Source organism: Nonomuraea fastidiosa (assembly GCF_042751225.1).
Taxonomy (GTDB): Bacteria; Actinomycetota; Actinomycetes; order Streptosporangiales; family Streptosporangiaceae; genus Nonomuraea; species Nonomuraea fastidiosa.
The window spans coordinates 3,595,983-3,612,517 of the sequence record NZ_CP170570.1 but is presented as its reverse complement, the minus strand read 5'-3'; the positions used below and the strand labels follow the sequence as shown (position 1 = coordinate 3,612,517).

General features: G+C 70.3%; 20 protein-coding genes. 10 read left to right on the top strand and 10 right to left on the bottom strand.

Going from position 1 to position 16,535, the window contains the following annotated elements; genetic code table 11:
- Positions 1-80 precede the first annotated feature (80 nt).
- The 3 genes from ACFMQL_RS16620 to ACFMQL_RS16610 all read left to right on the top strand — a co-directional run bounded on the left by ACFMQL_RS16620 (position 81) and on the right by ACFMQL_RS16610 (position 2,418).
- A complete protein-coding gene (locus ACFMQL_RS16620) occupies positions 81-719 on the top strand; it encodes an HAD family phosphatase (protein ID WP_364062800.1) in 639 nt (212 codons plus the stop codon).
- A gap of 176 nt (positions 720-895) precedes the next feature.
- Positions 896-1,402, top strand: a complete 507-nt coding sequence (locus ACFMQL_RS16615; RefSeq protein ID WP_364062797.1) for a hypothetical protein — start codon at positions 896-898, stop codon at positions 1,400-1,402.
- A 74-nt stretch (positions 1,403-1,476) separates the two neighbouring features.
- A complete protein-coding gene (locus ACFMQL_RS16610; RefSeq protein ID WP_364062794.1) occupies positions 1,477-2,418 on the top strand; it encodes a ribose-phosphate pyrophosphokinase in 942 nt (313 codons plus the stop codon).
- 46 nt (positions 2,419-2,464) lie between these two features.
- Here the strand turns inward: ACFMQL_RS16610 and ACFMQL_RS16605 are convergent, their stop codons facing one another.
- Together ACFMQL_RS16605 and ACFMQL_RS16600 are read right to left on the bottom strand one after the other, a co-directional pair.
- Positions 2,465-2,953: a hypothetical protein gene (locus ACFMQL_RS16605; protein ID WP_378786035.1), complete on the bottom strand. Its 489-nt coding sequence runs from the start codon at positions 2,951-2,953 to the stop codon at positions 2,465-2,467.
- 115 nt (positions 2,954-3,068) lie between these two features.
- A complete protein-coding gene (locus ACFMQL_RS16600; RefSeq protein WP_364062788.1) occupies positions 3,069-3,884 on the bottom strand; it encodes an SDR family oxidoreductase in 816 nt (271 codons plus the stop codon).
- Between the two features lie 10 nt (positions 3,885-3,894).
- Here ACFMQL_RS16600 and ACFMQL_RS16595 point away from each other — a divergent pair, with 10 nt between their 5' ends.
- Both ACFMQL_RS16595 and ACFMQL_RS16590 read left to right on the top strand, forming a co-directional pair.
- Positions 3,895-4,623 carry a nucleotidyltransferase domain-containing protein gene (locus ACFMQL_RS16595; protein WP_378786034.1) on the top strand — a complete coding sequence of 243 codons (729 nt, stop codon included), beginning with the start codon at positions 3,895-3,897 and terminating at the stop codon, positions 4,621-4,623.
- A gap of 96 nt (positions 4,624-4,719) precedes the next feature.
- On the top strand, positions 4,720-5,355 hold the full coding sequence (locus tag ACFMQL_RS16590) for a maleylpyruvate isomerase N-terminal domain-containing protein (RefSeq protein WP_378786033.1): 636 nt from the start codon (positions 4,720-4,722) through the stop codon (positions 5,353-5,355).
- Positions 5,356-5,368: 13 nt separating this feature from the next.
- Here ACFMQL_RS16590 and ACFMQL_RS16585 read toward each other — a convergent pair whose 3' ends face one another.
- On the bottom strand, positions 5,369-5,638 hold the full coding sequence (locus ACFMQL_RS16585; RefSeq protein ID WP_378786032.1) for a hypothetical protein: 270 nt from the start codon (positions 5,636-5,638) through the stop codon (positions 5,369-5,371).
- A gap of 37 nt (positions 5,639-5,675) precedes the next feature.
- On the opposite strand from ACFMQL_RS16585, the gene ACFMQL_RS16580 reads away from it, so the two are divergent.
- Both ACFMQL_RS16580 and ACFMQL_RS16575 read left to right on the top strand, forming a co-directional pair.
- Positions 5,676-6,185, top strand: a complete 510-nt coding sequence (locus tag ACFMQL_RS16580; protein ID WP_378786031.1) for a DNA-binding response regulator — start codon at positions 5,676-5,678, stop codon at positions 6,183-6,185.
- 11 nt (positions 6,186-6,196) lie between these two features.
- Positions 6,197-6,289 (top strand): hypothetical protein, encoded by a 93-nt coding sequence (locus ACFMQL_RS16575; protein WP_378786030.1) that lies wholly within the window; start codon positions 6,197-6,199, stop codon positions 6,287-6,289.
- 83 nt (positions 6,290-6,372) lie between these two features.
- On the opposite strand, the gene ACFMQL_RS16570 is transcribed toward ACFMQL_RS16575, so the two are convergent.
- The 6 genes from ACFMQL_RS16570 to ACFMQL_RS16545 all read right to left on the bottom strand — a co-directional run bounded on the left by ACFMQL_RS16570 (position 6,373) and on the right by ACFMQL_RS16545 (position 13,080).
- A complete protein-coding gene (locus ACFMQL_RS16570) occupies positions 6,373-7,377 on the bottom strand; it encodes an ABC transporter ATP-binding protein (protein ID WP_378786029.1) in 1,005 nt (334 codons plus the stop codon).
- Positions 7,374-8,351 (bottom strand): ABC transporter ATP-binding protein, encoded by a 978-nt coding sequence (locus ACFMQL_RS16565; RefSeq protein WP_364062773.1) that lies wholly within the window; start codon positions 8,349-8,351, stop codon positions 7,374-7,376. Before ACFMQL_RS16565 ends, ACFMQL_RS16570 begins: the two co-directional genes overlap by 4 nt.
- The gene (locus ACFMQL_RS16560) at positions 8,348-9,229 is read right to left on the bottom strand and encodes an ABC transporter permease (protein WP_378786028.1); all 882 of its coding nucleotides are present in this window, start codon (positions 9,227-9,229) and stop codon (positions 8,348-8,350) included. The genes ACFMQL_RS16565 and ACFMQL_RS16560 overlap by 4 nt, the downstream gene beginning before the upstream one ends.
- Complete coding sequence (locus ACFMQL_RS16555) at positions 9,226-10,278, bottom strand: ABC transporter permease (RefSeq protein WP_364062767.1); 1,053 nt, start codon at positions 10,276-10,278, stop codon at positions 9,226-9,228. The genes ACFMQL_RS16560 and ACFMQL_RS16555 overlap by 4 nt, the downstream gene beginning before the upstream one ends.
- Positions 10,275-12,089 (bottom strand): ABC transporter substrate-binding protein, encoded by a 1,815-nt coding sequence (locus ACFMQL_RS16550; RefSeq protein WP_378786027.1) that lies wholly within the window; start codon positions 12,087-12,089, stop codon positions 10,275-10,277. The genes ACFMQL_RS16555 and ACFMQL_RS16550 overlap by 4 nt, the downstream gene beginning before the upstream one ends.
- Positions 12,090-12,240: 151 nt before the next feature.
- A complete protein-coding gene (locus tag ACFMQL_RS16545; protein WP_378786026.1) occupies positions 12,241-13,080 on the bottom strand; it encodes a helix-turn-helix transcriptional regulator in 840 nt (279 codons plus the stop codon).
- Positions 13,081-13,168: 88 nt separating this feature from the next.
- Between ACFMQL_RS16545 and ACFMQL_RS16540 the strand changes: the two genes are divergently transcribed.
- The gene (locus ACFMQL_RS16540; RefSeq protein WP_364062758.1) at positions 13,169-13,876 is read left to right on the top strand and encodes an SDR family NAD(P)-dependent oxidoreductase; all 708 of its coding nucleotides are present in this window, start codon (positions 13,169-13,171) and stop codon (positions 13,874-13,876) included.
- Between the two features lie 8 nt (positions 13,877-13,884).
- On the opposite strand, the gene ACFMQL_RS16535 is transcribed toward ACFMQL_RS16540, so the two are convergent.
- Positions 13,885-14,160: a heavy-metal-associated domain-containing protein gene (locus ACFMQL_RS16535; RefSeq protein WP_364062755.1), complete on the bottom strand. Its 276-nt coding sequence runs from the start codon at positions 14,158-14,160 to the stop codon at positions 13,885-13,887.
- Between the two features lie 119 nt (positions 14,161-14,279).
- Here ACFMQL_RS16535 and ACFMQL_RS16530 point away from each other — a divergent pair, with 119 nt between their 5' ends.
- Both ACFMQL_RS16530 and ACFMQL_RS16525 read left to right on the top strand, forming a co-directional pair.
- Positions 14,280-14,828, top strand: a complete 549-nt coding sequence (locus ACFMQL_RS16530; protein ID WP_378786025.1) for a type 1 glutamine amidotransferase domain-containing protein — start codon at positions 14,280-14,282, stop codon at positions 14,826-14,828.
- Between the two features lie 141 nt (positions 14,829-14,969).
- Positions 14,970-16,499 carry an amino acid permease gene (locus ACFMQL_RS16525; RefSeq protein ID WP_378786024.1) on the top strand — a complete coding sequence of 510 codons (1,530 nt, stop codon included), beginning with the start codon at positions 14,970-14,972 and terminating at the stop codon, positions 16,497-16,499.
- Positions 16,500-16,535 lie beyond the last annotated feature (36 nt).

Genomic DNA, 16,535 nt, shown 5'->3' with positions numbered 1-16,535 from the left:
AATGAATCAGACATATAGCTCAATAGATGGACTAAAGAGGATGAACCTCCGGCAAGCCGGGATGTGATTGGCTGGTTCGCGTGGAAGCCTGTGTTTTCGATCTCGACGGTGTGCTGGTGGACTCCGAGCCGGTGTGGGAGGAGGTGCGGCGGGCGTACGTCGCAGGCCACGGCGGCACCTGGCAGTCCGACACGCAGACCAGGCTCATGGGCATGAGCACCGGCGAGTGGGCGGCCTACCTGCACGAGCTGGGCGTCCAGCAGACCCCCGACGAGATCGCGCGCGGCGTGATCGACGAGATGGCCGCCCGCTACCGCGACGGCGTGCCGCTCATGCCGAAGGCCGTCGAGACCGTCCGCCGCCTGTCGGAGACGGTCACGCTGGGCCTGGCCAGCTCGTCGCCGCGGCGGCTGATCGACGTCGTGCTCGACACTGCCGGGCTGAAGGAGTGCTTCGCGGCCACCGTCTCCACGGAGGAGGTCGAGCGGGGCAAGCCCGCCCCCGACGGGTACCTGGAGGCGGCGCGGCGGCTGGGCGCCGACCCGCGTGGCTGCGTGGCGGTCGAGGACTCCAGCAACGGGCTGCGCTCGGCGTACGCGGCCGGCATGCACGTGATCGCCGTCCCGCACCCCCGCTACCCGCCCGCCCCAGACGCGCTCGCCCTCGCCTGGCGCGTCCTCCCCTCCCTCGACGCCCTCACTCCCGAACTGCTGCGCTGACCCGTGCGTGGCTCGGCACCCTCACCCCCACTACTGCGCCGACCCACGCCTGCACCCGACACCCCACCCCCCAACTGCTACGCCGGACCCACGCCTGCGCCCAACGCCCTCACCCCTCAACTGCTGCGGCGCTGACCCGTGCGCGCGCTCGACGCGGGGCGGATAGGGTGATCGGCATGGTCGTCCGGCTGATCGGGGCCAACCCCGGCCTCACCCTGTCCCTCGGCGGCGAGCGGGTCGCCTTCGCATCCGTGTGGCGGGTCGACTGGTCAGAGCGCGGCAAGGGGAACGCCCTGGTGCTGTGGCACCGCGGCACGACCAGGGTCGTCGCGGAGGACCTTGAGCTGGGTGCGTGGCTGGCGGGCGACTTCACCCGGCACTTCCCCGAGGTGCGCGGCCTGGCCTGGCCAGCGCCCGAGCTCACCGAGGCGCCCGTCGACATGGAGCTCGACCTGGACAAGGGGCTGCGGGCCACGGCCGCCGACGTGACGGTCGAGATCCCCGGGCCGCCCCGCGAGCGGCGGGCCGTACGGGTGCCGGAGTTCGACCTCGGCGGCCGTCCCCATCTGCTCACCAACGTGTTCATGCCGTGCGAGACCGGCACCGTGACCATCGGCGGCACGCCGGTCGCCGCCGACTCGGCCACCGCGTTCCTGGCCGACGCCGAGGTGTGGAGCGCCTGACCGGGGCCGACGGCTCGCCCCGCGCGGGGGCGGTGCCGGGGAATGTCACAGCCGGTGGCTACGATCTGTGAAACGTGCGAGACATCACGGTCTTCAGTGGCAGTGCTCACCCCGAGTTGGCCGAGGAGATATGCGCCCACCTGGGCACTCCGCTCCACCCGGTCCGGATCAACCGCTTCGCCAACGACGTCCTCGAAGTCCAGCTCCAGGCCAACTGCCGCGAGCGCGACGTGTTCCTCATCCAGCCGCTCGTCCCACCGGTGCAGGAGCACCTCGTGGAGCTGCTGCTCATGCTCGACGCCGCCCGTGGCGCCTCCGCCGCGCGGACGACCGTGGTGCTCCCTCACTATGCGTACGCACGCAGTGACAAGAAGGATGCGCCGCGCATCTCGATCGGCGCCCGCCTGGTCGCGGACCTGATGGTGGCCGCGGGCGCGAGCAGGGTGCTCGCGATGACCCTGCACTCGCCGCAGGTTCACGGTTTCTTCAGCGTGCCCGTCGACCACCTTCACGCGCTGCGCGAGCTGGCCGCGCACTTCCGCCGCTACGACCTGTCCGACACCGTCGTCGTCTCCCCCGACCTGGGCAACGCCAAGGAGGCCGCGCAGTTCGCGCGTCTGCTCGGCACCGGCGTCGCCATGGGCGCCAAGCAGCGCTTCCCCGACGACCGCGTGGTGATCAGCTCGGTGATCGGCGACGTGGCCGGCAAAGACGTGATCATTCTCGACGACGAGATCGCCAAGGGCAGCACGGTCATCGAGCTGCTCGACCGGCTGCGCGAGCAGAAGGTCAGATCCGTACGCGTGGCCTGCACCCACGGCCTGTTCGCCGACGGCGCGATCGAGCGGCTCAGCGCGCTGCCCGAGGTCGAGGAGATCGTCTGCACCAACACCGTGCCCCCGCCCGCCAAGGCCGGCGACAAGCTGACCGTCCTGTCGATCGCACCCGCACTGGCCGAAGCCATGCGCCGCATCCACGACGGCGAGTCGGTCAGCGCACTCTTCGGCACATCCTGATGACCTGCCCCGCCACCCTGCGCCCCTGGTGCGAGGCGATGACAGGTCAGCGGTCGGCTCCGGCCTTCGACAGGTCTCCGACGGAGTCGGCGTAGTAGGCCGAGCCGGCCACGTGGAACGCGATCTGCCGGAACGTCCAGCCCTCACCGGGCGAGCGGTCGAGCTGGTCCGGAGTGAGCGCGGTCAGCCGGTCGGCCCAGATCCGGCCGAGCCGGGTGAGCCGGCACCTGGCCTCGTTCAGGTCTTCGTCGGTGAAAGGCGCCAGATCAGCAGGAGTCGTGCTGGCCGACGCATGCCAGCGATCAGGGATCGTGGGGTTGCCGGCCAGCCGTGCCTCCACCTCAGCGAGGTGATCGATGAGGTGGTCGGTGACCCGGCGGATCGCCTTGTGCGGGGTGTAGACCCGCTCATCGACGCGCACCGGGCGACCGTCCCACAGTGTCCAGGTCGCCGCCAGGTCGAGTACGTGGTCGATCATCGACGTGACGACCAGCGCCGGATCGCGGTCGTCGGTGGTCGGAGTCTCACGGGACATCCACAGCCTCCAGTTCAGTGCACCGGCCCCACCCGGTGGTGACCGGCAACGGCTCAGGAAGGGAACCTAGGCTCCGGATGTCTCGACGGCCGTCGAAGCATGAACGAACGGCCGTTCAGTACATCTTGATGACCTGCCCCGTCACTCTGCGCCCCTGGTGCGAGGCCAGGAACGTGATCACCTCGGCCACGTCGTCCGGCTGCGCCACCTCGGGCAGCACGCCGTTGGCGGCCTGGGCGATCGCGACCTTCTCATTGATCCAGCCGGTGTCGGTGACGGGCGGGTGGACCATGTTGGCCGTGATGCCGTGGCGGCCCAGCTCGCGCGCGGCCGACATGGTGTAGTTCTCCTGGGCGGCCTTCGCCGCGCCGTAGCTGACCTCGGTGGGGAAGCCGTCGGGGCCGCCCGAGGTGAGGCCGATGATGCGGCCCCAGGTCGCGCCGCGCTCCAGGTGGCGGCGGGAGAACTCCGAGATCAGCAGCGCGGGCGCGCGTACGTCGATGGCGAACAGCCGCTCGTAGGTCTCGGCGTCCACGCGGCGCAGCGAGCGGCCGAAGGAGTCGCGCTCGGCGGCGGCGAAGGTGTCGCTGAGCCAGCCGCTGGCGTTGTTGACCAGGATCTCCACCGGGCCGAACGCCTTCTCGGCCGCGTCGAACAGCCTCTTGGGCGTCTCGGGGTCGGCGAGGTCGGCCTCCAGCGCCTCGGCCGTGCCGCCCGCCTCACGGATGCGGGCCACCACGCCGGAGGCGTCGCCGGCGCGTGCCTGGTCGTAGGCCGCGGGGTAGACCGGATCGTTGAGCGGCGGCAGCCGTTTGTACGTCAGGAAGACCGCGACGCCCTCCGCCGCCAGCGCGCGGGCGATCGCCGCCCCGATGCCGTGATTGGCGCCGGTGATCAGCGCGACCTTTCCAGACAGCCGGGTATCGATCATAGTTGCCATCATGGACGCAGCGACGGAACGCCTGCTAAAGGTTTTTCTCGAGGGTGTCGAGCCGGCCGTTCCCCTGGTCGCGCTCTGGGCCCACGGCTCGCTCGCGGCCGGCGACTACCAGCCGGGACACAGCGACCTCGACCTGGTCGCGGTCCTCGACGCCACCCCGACCATGGATCACTGGCGGCGGATCAAGGCGGTGCATCGGCGGTTACGCCTGCCGCTTGCGGAGCGGCTGCACTGCTCGTACATGGCCAGGCAGGAGCTCGACGACCTCAGCGCCGAGCACATCACGTGGGCGCACCAGCGCATCTTCCGCCGCCCGGTGACGGCGGTGACGCGGCGCGAGCTGCACGAGGGCGGCAAGGTCCTGTACGGCCCGCCGCCGGCCGAGGTGCTGCCGCCGGTGTCGGACGAGGAGCTGGCCCGTTTCATCCGCTCCGACCTGCGCGACTTCTGGCTCGTCAGGGCGCAGGGGCGGCGGCGCTGGCTGCAGGACGTATGGGTGGACCTCGGCATGGTGACGGTCGCCCGGGCCACGGTCACCCTGCGGGATGGCCGGCTCATCACCAAGCGAGAGGCCCTTGAGGTGCTGCACGAGATGGGTGCGCCCGGCGTGCTGATCGCCGACATCCGCGCCCGCCGCTACGGCACCGAGCGGCCGGTGCTCAGCCGGTACAGGAGAGGCCGGCTGGCCCGCGCGTTCGTCAGGACGGCCATCGGCCGCGCACTGGCCTGACCCGGGGATGTCATCGGGCGGGATGGCAACGTGACGGGCGGTTGTTAGTGGTGTGTGTCAACGCTGCAACCACCTGAATCCGGGAGAGAGCGACCTATGGGCGAGACCAGGCAGTCCTACCTGCTGGCGGCGGAGTCGGCGGTGAGGCTCCTCGGCCACCCGGCCGTGGCGGCGTCATGGGACAAGCCGAGCGCGCTGGTGGAGTTCAGCGTCGCGGGGCTCGCAGGACACCTCGCGCACCAGCTCGTCAGGGTCGGCGAGGCGCTGTCACCGAACGGCCCCGTCCAAGAGCCGATCTCGCTCCTCGAGCACTACATGCGTTCGCCGTGGGTCCAGGCGGGGCTCGATCACGAGAGCAACCTGAGCATCCGCAGGGGCGGCGAGGCCGCGGCCGCCGCCGGGCCCGCCCTGCTGCTCGAACGGAGCCAGGCGCTGCTCGACATGCAGCGCGCCGCGCTGGCCTCCGAGCTGGCCGACCGGGTCGTGATCACCCCGGCCGGCTGGTCGCTGAAGCTCGACGATTTTCTGCTGACCCGGCTCGTGGAGCTGGTCGTCCACTGCGACGACCTGGCCGCGAGCGTCGGCGTGGACACGCCCGCGCTGCCGTCGTCGGTGATCGACCCGGTGGTCGAGCTGCTGGCCAGGCTGGCCGTCCACCGCCACGGCCCCACGGCCGTCATCCGCGCGCTGAGCCGCGCCGAGCGCGCTCCAGCCACCATCAGCGCCTTCTGACCCGGGTACGGCGTCACCGGCTCTTCTGCGGCTTCGTACGGGAGTGGTCGGTGACCTCCGGATAGTCCTCGACCGGGGTACGCCTGCCCAGCAGGTGCCGGTCCACGAACGCCGTCAGGTGCGCCCGGGTGATCTCCCATGCCCGGGCGCCGTCGAGCGGTTGTGCGGGAAGACCCAGGGGCTTCCTGAGCACCGCGTAGTCCACGAACGCCGACGCCCTGCGGCCCCAGCCCACGCTCGGCGGCCTCGACCGGCTGCTCGACCAGTCCAGGGCCCTCGGCATCGCGGTCACCAGGCGCGAGGAGGGCGAGCCGAGGCCGGTGCACGAGACGGTCGAGCGCGCCGCGTACCGGGTGATCCAGGAGGCGCTCACCAACGTGCACAAGCACGCGGCCGGGGCCGGCGCCGACGTGCTGATCCGCTACGGCGAGGACGAGCTGCGCGTGGAGGTCCGCAACGAGGCTCCCCGAACGTCAGGCGCGAACGGCGGCAAGGGCCGCCCCCCGAACCCGCCCAAGCTGATCATGCTGACCACGTTCGATCTGGACGAGTACGTGCACGAGGCGCTGCGCCTCGGCGCCGTCGGGTTCCTGCTGAAGGACACCCCGCCGCGCGAGCTGGCCGCCGCCGTGCGCACGGTGGCGGCCGGTCAGGCGATGCTCGCGCCCTCGGTCACCAAGCACCTCATCGCCTCCTACGCACGCCGGACCCCCTCCCGGGCCGAGATCGCCCGCAGGCGGCTCGCCGCGCTGACCGGCCGGGAGGAGGACGTGATCAGGGCGCTGCCCGCGGCCTGTCCGACGCGGAGATCGGCCGCGAGCTGCGCCTGAGCGAGGCCACGGTGAAGGCGCACGTCCGCAGCGTGCTGGCCAAGCTGGGCCTGGCCGACCGCGTGCAGGCCGCCATCCTGGTGCACGACGCCGACCTCACATGAAGACCGGCGCCGAGCCCTCAGGTGAGGTCCGGCGCCGGCGTCGGAAGACCGTCTTCGGCCCGATGGCGGGCCGGCCGGGCGGATCAGGTGACCGTCTCGGCGTAGTGGCAGGCCGCCTGGGCGTCCGGCACGGCGGGCAGGATGTCCAGGAGCTGGGTACGGCAGCGCTCGGCCACCCCGGCCTCGGCCGCCTTGCCCGACGCCAGCACATGGCAGCGGGCGTGGAAGCGGCAGCCCGCGGGGATGCGGGTCGGGTCGGGCGGCTCGCCGGTCAGCACGATCCGCTCGGGCGACTCGGGCAGCACCGACAGCAGCGCCTGCGTGTACGGGTGGCGCGGCGCGGTCAGCACCTGCTCGACGGGCCCCGACTCGACGATCCTGCCGAGGTACATCACGGCCACCCGGTCGGCGATGTTCCAGGCCAGGCCGAGGTCGTGGGTGACGACCAGGGCCGACAGGCCCAGCTCCTCGCGCAGCCTGAGCAGCAGCGCGAGGATCTCGCCGCGTACGGAGGCGTCCAGGGAGGCCACCGGCTCGTCGGCGACGAGCACCTTCGGGTTCAGCGCCAGCGCGCCCGCGATGACGACGCGCTGCCGCTGGCCGCCGGAGAGCTCGTGCGGGTAGCGCTGGAAGAAGCGCTCGGGCGGCCGCAGCCCGGCCCTGGACAGGGCGGTGGCCACGATGTCGCGCTCGTCGGGCAGGCCGTGGATGCGCGGGCCCTCCGCGACCGCCTCGTACACGGTGTGGCGGGGGTTGAGCGAGCCGGTCGGGTCCTGCAGGACGAGCTGCACCTGCCTGCGGTAGGCGCGCAGCGCCTTGGTGGTGTAGGCGAGGCTCGCGCCGTCGTAGCGGACCTCGCCCGAGGTGGGGCGTTCGAGGCCGAGCAGGGTGCGGGCGAGCGTGGTCTTGCCGCAGCCGGACTCGCCGACGAGCGCGACGATCTCGCCCTGCCCGATGGCCAGGTTCACGCCGTCCACGGCGCGGGCCTTGCGGCCCCTGGAGGCGAACTCCACGTGCAGGTCACGGGCCTCCAGCAGGGTGGCGCCCGTGGTGCCGGTCTGTTCGGTGGCGGTGCTCGTCTCGGTCATGAGCCGACCTCCTCCTCGGCCCGGGCGTGCACGCACGCCGCCGTACGTCCTGGACCGGCCGGCCACAACCGCACGTCGAGCTCGGCGCACGTGTCGCGCGCGACCGGGCAGCGCGGGTGGAAGGCGCAGCCGCTCGGCAGGTCCATCGGGTCGGGCGGGTCGCCGCCCAGGCCCTTGGGCGCCATGCGCGAGACCGGGTCGCCGACGGTCGGGAAAGCCGCCGCCAGCGCCCGGCTGTAGGGGTGCTTGGCGTCGTGGAACACCTCATGGGACGGGCCGTGTTCGACGACGCGGCCCGCGTACATGACCGCGAGCTGGTCGCACACGTCGGCGAGCACCGACAGGTCGTGCGAGATCATGATCAGCGAGATGCCGCGCTCGGCCACCAGGTCCTTGATCAGGCTGAGTACCTGGGCCTGCACCATCACGTCGAGCGCGGTGGTCGGCTCGTCGGCGATGATCAGGCGCGGCGAGCAGGCCAGCGCCATCGCGATCATGACGCGCTGCCGCTGGCCGCCCGACAGCTCGTGCGGGTAGCTGCGGGCCCGCCAGGCGGGCAGGCCCACCGCGTCGAGCAGCTCGGCGACGCGTTCGCGGGCGGCGTCGGGCTTGGCCAGGTTGTGCACGAGCAGCGGCTCGGCGATCTGGTCGCCGATCCTGCGTACGGGGTTGAGCCCGTGCTGCGCGCCCTGGAAGACGATGGACGCCTCCGCCCAGCGCACGGCGCGCATGCGCCCCCACTTCATGGTGAGGACGTCCTCGCCGTCGAGCAGGATGCGGCCGCCGATCTTCGCGTCCTTGGGCAGCAGCCGCAGCAGCGCCATGGCCAGCGTCGACTTGCCGGACCCCGACTCGCCGGCGACGCCGAGCGCCGCACCGGCCTCGAGCTTCAGCGACACCCCGCGTACGGCGGGCACCTCGCCCGAGGCGATGCGGTAGGTCACGGAGACGTCGTCGAGTTCGAGCAGGCTCATGCGGCCCTCCTCAGCCTCGGGTTGAGCACGGCCTCCAGGGCCCTTCCGACCAGCGTGAACGCCATGACCACGATGAGGATGGCGAGGCCGGGGATGAGGATGTACCACCAGGCGCCCTGGGTGGCGGCGCCCCAGTCGTAGGAGGCACGGAGCATGGTGCCCCAGGAGGTGCGGTTGGAGCTGACGCCGAGGAAGGCCAGCGTGGACTCGGTGACGATGGCGCTGGCCACCTCCAGGGTGGTGCTGGCCAGCAGCAGCGGCGCCACGTTCGGCAGCACGTGCCGGGTGGTGATGTGCCAGTGTCCGGCGCCGAGCGCCTTGGAGCGCTCGATGTACGGCCTGGCCTCGACGGCGAGCGTCTGCGCCCGGATGAGCCGGGCGGTGGACGGCCAGGTGGTGATGCCGATCGCGGCGATGATCGTGAACGTGCTGCCGCCGAGGATGGCGGCGAGGACGAGCGCGGTCACCAGCGAGGGCAGCACCAGGAACCAGTCGGTGACACGCATGAGCGCGGCGCCGACCCAGCCGCGGAAGTGGCCCGCGGTGATGCCGACGACCAGGCCGATCACGATGCTGAGCAGCGCGGCGAGGAACCCGATGAACAGCGAGGTGCGCGAGCCCCACCAGACCATGAGCAGGATGGACCGGCCTGACTCGTCGGTGCCGAACGGCTCGGACAGGCTCGGCGCGGCCCACCGCTGCCCGGTGTTCTGGATGACGCTGGTGACCGACTCGTCGATGAACAAGGGCGCGATGAGTGCGAGCACGACCGCGATCGCGAGGACGGCCAGCCCGGCGACGCCGCCGCGGTGCGTGCGGAACCCGGCCCAGAAGCGGATCAGCGCCTGCTTCCTGCGGGCCGTGGCGACAGCCGTCATGCGGACCTCACCCTCGGGTCGAGCACGTGGTAGACCACGTCGGCCAGCGTGTTCATGACGATGACCGCGACGGTGATCAGCATGAACGTTCCCTGCATGAGCGTGAAGTCGGGCACCCTGACCGCCTCGTAGAACAGCTGTCCGAGCCCCGGCCAGGTGTAGATGGTCTCCACGGTGACGGCGCCGCCGACGACGAAGCCGATGCGCATGAACACCAGCGTGACCGTGGGCAGCAGCGCGTTGGGCACGGCGTGCTTGCGGCGCACGTCGTCGTCGCGCAGGCCCTTGGCCCTGGCCACGGTGACGTAGTCCTGGCCGACCTCCTCAAGGAGCGAGGAGCGCATGATCAGCAGGTACTGGGCGTACACCACGGCGACCAGCGTCAGGCAGGGCAGCACCATGTGGGAGGCGACGTCCAGCACGTACGCGAACCCGTCGGGCGCGTCCACGCTCTCGATGCCGCGGAACGGGAACAGCCCGGGGATCGGCCCGATGCCGACGCCGAAGACCATCATCAGCAGCAGCCCGAGCCAGAACGTCGGCACCGACCACAGCAGCAGCGACAGGCCGGTGGAGAAGCGGTCGAAGCCGCTGCCGTGCCGCCAGCCCGCTCTGGTGCCCTGCCAGACGCCCAGGCTGACCGCGATGACCAGGCCGGTCCCCGCGAGCAGCAGCGTCGGGCCGATGCGCTCGCCGATGAGGTCGATGACCGGCCGCTTGTACTCGTAGGAGGTGCCGAGGTCGAGCCTGAGCGTGTCGCCCACGAACTGGAAGAACTGGTCGATGAGCGGCTTGTCGAGGCCGAGCCTGCGGCGTTCGAGGTCGAGCTGGGCCGGGGTCATGTTCCGGCCCTGGGCCAGGTTGCGTACGGGGTCGCCGGGGAGCAGCCGGAACACGAAGAAGGTTCCGACGATCACCATGGCGATACTGAACAGCGCCCCACCGGCCTTGGCCAGCGCGTACTGCAGCGTGCCGCGGCGGGTGGGGCGCTCGTCACCAGGGCCCGCCGCCTGGGCGGCGGGCTCTGCTGCTTCGAGCGGTGTCGTCATTCGCGTTCGTCAGCGGTGCTCTTGCGCCGCCTGCTCAGGAGGAAGCCCGCCAGGGCGATGACCACCACACCGCCCACGACTCCCACGATGACGCCGGTGTTGGAGCCGCCTTCGGCGCTCGAACCGGACGCCGCGGCCTCCTTGGCCTCCACGGTGTAGAACGGCCAGTAGCTGCTGCCGCCGTAGAGGATGCCGTTGTCCTCGGGGATCGGGGTGATGCTGGCGATCCGGTCCTTGCGGTAACCCTCAAGGTCGTTGGTGTAGTAGATCGCGATGATCGGGGCGTCGGTGTAGAGACGCTCCTGCATCTTCTTGATGATCTCGGCGCGCTTGGCCCGGTCGAGCTCCTTCTGCTGCTCCTTGTAGAGCTTCTCGAAGGTCTCGTCGCAGTAGAAGGACTCGGTGCCGCCGCCCTCACCGGTCGGGCTGGGCCGCCGGCTGCACAGGTGGGTGGCGAGGACCTCCTCGGGGTCGGGGTTGACCGACCAGTTGCTGATCGCGATGTCGAACAGGCCGGTGACGCCGGTCTCCTCGGTGAACTTGCTGGAGTCGAGCTTCTTGGTGGTCAGCGAGATGCCGATCTCCTTGAAGAAGCCCGTCAGGTACTCGGCGAGCTTGTCCTCGATCGGGGTGTCGGTGTGGATGCTGAAGCGGAACTCCAGCTTGCGCTTGCCGTCGGGCATCGTACGGATGCCGTCGGGGCCCTTCTTGTAGCCCGCGTCGTCGAGGATCTGGTTGGCCTTGGCCGGGTCGTAGGTGACCTTGGTGTCGCCGGTGGCCTCCCAGAAGAAGTCCTGGTACATCGGCGGGACGATCGAGCCGTCGGCGGGCTTGGCCAGGCCGTTCTGCACCTCGTCGACCAGCTTCTGCTTGTCGATGGCGTAGTGGAGCGCCTGGCGGACCTTCTGGTCCTTCAGCGCCGGGTGGCCGTCACCGACGGGCTTGCCGTCGCTGGTGGTGGCGCCGTGGTTGATCTGCAGGTACGCCGAGCGGCGGCCCTGCTGGTTCCAGGCGACGATGTTCGGGTCGTTCTGGATGGCCTCGAACTCCGGCGGGGACATCCGGCCGAGCAGGTCGATGTCGCCGTTCTTCAGGCCCGCGATGGCGGCCTGCGGGTTGTCGTAGAAGATGACCTGCAGCTCGTCGATCTTGGGCTTGCCGCGCCAGTAGTTCGGGTTGGCCTGCAGCTTGACGTACTGGTCCTTCTTGTGCTCGACCGCGAAGTACGGGCCGCTGCTGACCGTCGGGTACACCTCGGCGTCGTAGTTGGCCATGTCGGTGACCTTCTCCCAGACATGCTTGGGCATGATCGGGACCGGGTTGTCCAGCATGCTGGCCTGCGGCGCCTTGAGCTTGATGATCAGGTCCTGGCCGTTGGCGGTGACGCTCTCGAAGTTCTCCACCGCCGGACCGTTGGCGGTCTTGGCGGCGTCGTCGGTCATCATCTTGTTGAACGTCCAGGCGGCGTCCTCGGCCGTGATCGGCTGGCCGTCGGACCACTTCGCCTGGCGGATCTTGAACGTCCAGGTGAGCCCGTCCTCGGACGTGCTCCACGACTCGGCCAGGTCAGGGCTCGGCGCGAGCGTCTTGGAGTCGGGGACCGTGAGGAACCCGTACATCCAGCGGTGGATCGACGTCGAGATCAGACGGACCGCGAGGAACGGGTTCATCGAGTCCATCGACTGCGTCGCGCCGACGCGTATGATCTTCTTCCCCGCCGCGGGCTCCTGTGCGAGGGCAGCCGTCGTGCCCTGACCGGCCACTAATAGCGCGACGCCCAGCGCTGCCAGGCGTGCGAACCATTTCCTCATACGTGCCTCACCTTCAGGCGGGGGGTTCTCTGTGTAGAAGAAGGCACACCATATGGAGACCGCATGTCAACGAGTGACGGAAAATTGTTTCATCTTCGTTTCCAACAGCGGTGTAAATTTTCAGTGGTCCTGGCAGCGCCGTGAGCTGGCGTCACGTCTCCGCGGGCGCCATCGACCGCCGGGCGAGCCGGGCGAACCGCTCGGCGTCGGGAGTGCCGGGCTCGGCGGTGTAGACGATGATCCGGAGATCGCTGCCGGCCACGCTGAGAATGTCGCAGTCGAGCGTCATCGACCCCACCTCGGGATGGTCGAACGTCTTGCGCCCGCCCACCTGACGGTCGACCGTGCCCGAGTCCCACAACTCGGCGAAGCGCGGGCTGCCCGCCCGCAGCTCGGCGATCAGCTCCTTCAGCGCGCGGTCGGCGGGGTAGCGGCCCGCCGTGGTGCGCAGGTCGCCGGCCAGCGCCTCTTCGAAGTCGGCCTGCTCTTCGGGCGAGCGCCTGACCAGGGTGGAGCCCGTGCCCATGAAGACGCGCCACACGGCGTTGCGCTCGCGCCCGCGCCACTGCGCCGCATCGGGGACGAGTGCGGTGTACAGGGGGTTGGCCAGCAGCAGCGTCCAGGCCGCGTCGTGGACGGCGACAGCGGCGCCGTCGAGCCGGTCGATCATCCGCAGCACGTTGGGCGGGATCCTGACGGGCACCATGTCGGGCCCGGGCGGGGCGAGGCCCGCGGACTCGTACAGGTAGGCGCGCTCCTCGTCCGACAGGTGCAGCGCCCGCGCCAGCGCCTCGACGATCTGCGGCGAGGGGTTGGTGGCGTGGCCCTGCTCCAGGCGGACGACATAATCGACGGAGATGCCCGCGAGCGTCGCGAGCTCCTCGCGGCGCAACCCCGCGGTGCGGCGGTGACCTGTCGCGGGCAGCCCCACCGCCTCCGGTCGTATCCGCTCCCGCCAGCGGCGCACCGCCTGCCCGAACTCCTTCGCCATGGTGTCCAGTCTGCCCCTTCCTGGTACCGCGAGTCCCAGGAAAATGAGGGCTCTGGCTGCTCAGGAGCCGCGGACGCAGACTGTGAACATGACAACGACACTGATCACAGGAGCCAACAAGGGTCTCGGTTACGAGACCGCCCGCCGCCTCATCGAGGCCGGCCACACCGTCTACGTCGGCGCCAGGAACGCCGAGCGGGGCCGCCAGGCCGCCGAGCGGCTCGGCGCCCGGTTCGTGCAGATCGACGTGACCGACGACGACTCCGTCGCCAAGGCCGCCGCCGCCATCGAGGCCGACGGCGGGCTCGACGTGCTCGTCAACAACGCGGGCGTCGAGGAGCGCAAGCCGGACGCCGGCATCTACACGGCGGCCGAGGTGACCGGCGACCTGATGTACCAGACGTTCAACACCAACGTCTTCGGCGTCGTGCGCGTGCTGCACCACTTCGTGCCGCTGCTGCGCCGCTCGCAGGCCCCCGTCGTGGTGAACGTCAGCAGCGGCCTGGCCTCGCTGACCACCGTCACCACCCCGGGGACGCCGGTGTACGACTACCCCGGCGTGGCGTACCCGGCGTCGAAGGCCGCGGTCAACATGATCACGGTTCAGTTCGCCAAGGCGTTCCCCGAGATGCGGATCAACGCGGTCGAGCCCGGCTACACCAAGACCGACCTCAACCACAACACCGGCATCCAGACCGTCGAGGAGGGCGCCGAGATCATCGTGCGGATGGCGCAGGTGGGCCCCGACGGCCCGACCGGCGGCTACTTCAGCGCCAAGGGCCCTCTGCCCTGGTGACCCTCGGGTCAGCCGCAGGCGCAGGCGCCACCACCGCAGCACCCGCCGGCCATCGGCAGCAGCTCGACGGGCGCGGCCCTGCCCACCAGCTCGTAGCCGGCCTCCGTCACGGCGGCGCCGATCAGCGCGTCGTCGACGGGGGCCTGGCTGGTGACGGTCACCGCGCCCGAGGCGACGTCGACCTCGACCGCGCTCACCCCGGCGATGGCGCTCACCTCCTCGGTCACGGCACTGGCACAATGACCGCAGGTCATGCCCTTGACCTGGTACGTGGCCACGGTCATGCGAACACTCCTTCCTCATCGGCTCCGATGACGGCACTCTATACCCCCTAGGGGTAAAGACGCATACATGGGTCCCCCACGGAAAGAGGGGTGGAAACACGCCGCACAAGGGGGTTCTCATGCTGGACGGCAAGACCATCGCCTTTCTGGTGGCACCCGAGGGAGTCGAGCAGGTGGAGCTCACCGAGCCGTGGAAGGCGGTCGAACAGGCCGGCGGCACGCCCAGGCTGGTCTCCACCTCCCCCGGCCGGATCCAGGCGTTCAACCACCTGGACAAGGCCGACCACTTCGCCGTCGACGACACCGTCACGGACGCCGACCCGGCCGCGTACGACGGCCTGGTGCTGCCCGGCGGCGTCGCCAACCCGGACTTCCTGCGCATGTCGTCCGACGCCGTGGGCTTCGTCCGGGCCTTCTTCGAGGCGGGCAAGCCGGTGGCGGCCATCTGTCACGCGCCGTGGACGCTGATCGAGGCCGACGTCGTACGCGGGCGCACGCTCACCTCGTGGCCGAGCCTGCGAACCGACCTGCGCAACGCCGGGGCGACCTGGGTGGACAAGGAGGTCGTGGTCGACACCGAGGGCCCCGGTCCGCTGGTGACCAGCCGCAAGCCGGACGACCTCAAAGCGTTCTGCCAGACCGTCACCGACGTGCTCGGCGAGGGCTGACGCCTTCCGGGGTGGCCTTTCCCGTACGAGAGGGCCACCCCCGGGCGAGGTCGAAACGAGCTCGTAACGCCTTGTCCCCTGGGGAGAAATGGTCTAGACGTAGACCATAAGGAGCGTCCTCCGCCCCCCAGGGAGACCTCAATGACAACAGAAGAGGATTCCAGGCGGCTGGCCGAGCTCGGCTACAAGCAGGAGCTGGCACGCACCTGGAGCGGTTTCTCGAACTTCGCGATCTCCTTCTCAATCATCTCGATCCTGGCCGGCTGCTTCACGACCTTCGGACAAGCCTGGAACAACGGCGGCCCCATCGCCATCTCCTGGGGCTGGCCGCTGATCTCCCTGTTCATCCTCATCATCGGCTTGTGCATGTCGGAGCTGGTCTCGGCGTACCCCACGGCGGGCGGCATCTACTGGTGGGCCGCCAAGCTGGGCGGGCCGATCCACGGCTGGTTCACCGGCTGGCTCAACCTCATCGGCCTCATCGCGGTCACCGCGTCGGTGGACTACGGCTGCGCCACGTTCCTCAACATCACGCTCAACCGGCTGACCGGCGGCGCGTGGGAGGGCACTCTCCCCCAGGCGTTCCTGCTGTTCGTGATCGTCCTGGCGCTGCACGCGCTGATCAACATCTTCAGCCACAAGCTGATCTCGCTGCTGCAGAACATCTCCGTCTGGTGGCACGTGGCCGGCGCCGCGATCGTCGTCGCCATCCTCGTCTTCGCGCCCAGCGAGCACCAGTCGGCGGGCTTCGTCTTCTTCGGCACCAACAACACCTCGGGCTTCGGCTCCGGCTCCGACGGCCTGACCTTCTGGCTGTACGTGCTGCCGCTCGGCTTCCTGCTCACCCAGTACACGATCACCGGGTTCGACGCCTGCGCCCACGTGTCGGAGGAGACGCAGGGCGCGGCCAGGACCGCCGCGCGCGGCCTGTGGCAGTCGATCTTCTACTCGGCGATCGGCGGCTGGATCCTGCTGCTCGCGTTCCTGTTCGCCGCCACCGACGTGGACGAACTGAACGCCCAGTCCGGGTTCGTCGGCGCCATCTTCGAGACCGCGCTGTCGTCCCCGCTGGCCACCGCGATCTTCGCGATCTCCACCATCGGGCAGTTCTTCTGCGGGATGAGCTGCGTGACCTCGATGTCGCGCATGACGTACGCGTTCGCCCGCGACGGCGCCGTGCCCGGCTGGCGGCTGTGGTCGAAGGTGGACCGCAACCGCACCCCGGTCAACGCCATCGTGGCCGGCTGCACCGTCGCCGCCCTCATCACGCTGCCCGCGCTCTACGCACCTCCCGGGCTGACCACGCCCGTCGCGTTCTACGCCGTCGTCTCGATCGCGGTCATCGGCCTCTACCTGGCCTTCCTCATCCCGATCTGGCTGCGGCTGCGCATGGGTGAGGCGTTCCAGCCGGGGCCGTGGACGCTGGGCCGCGCGTACAAGCCGCTGTGCTGGATCGCCTGCGTCGAGATCGTGATCGTGTCGGTCTACTTCATCATGCCGTTCTCGCCCGAAGGGGTGCCTGGCAACCCCGAGTTCACCTGGACCTCGGTCAACTACGCGCCCGTCGCGGTGGGCATCGTGCTCATCGGGATCGCGCTGTGGTGGGCGCTGTCGGCCCGGCACTGGTTCACCGGGCCGCGCCGCACGGTGGACGAGAACCTCGTGTCCTGACACGGAAACGCCCGGGGGCCTCGCGGGTCCCCCGGG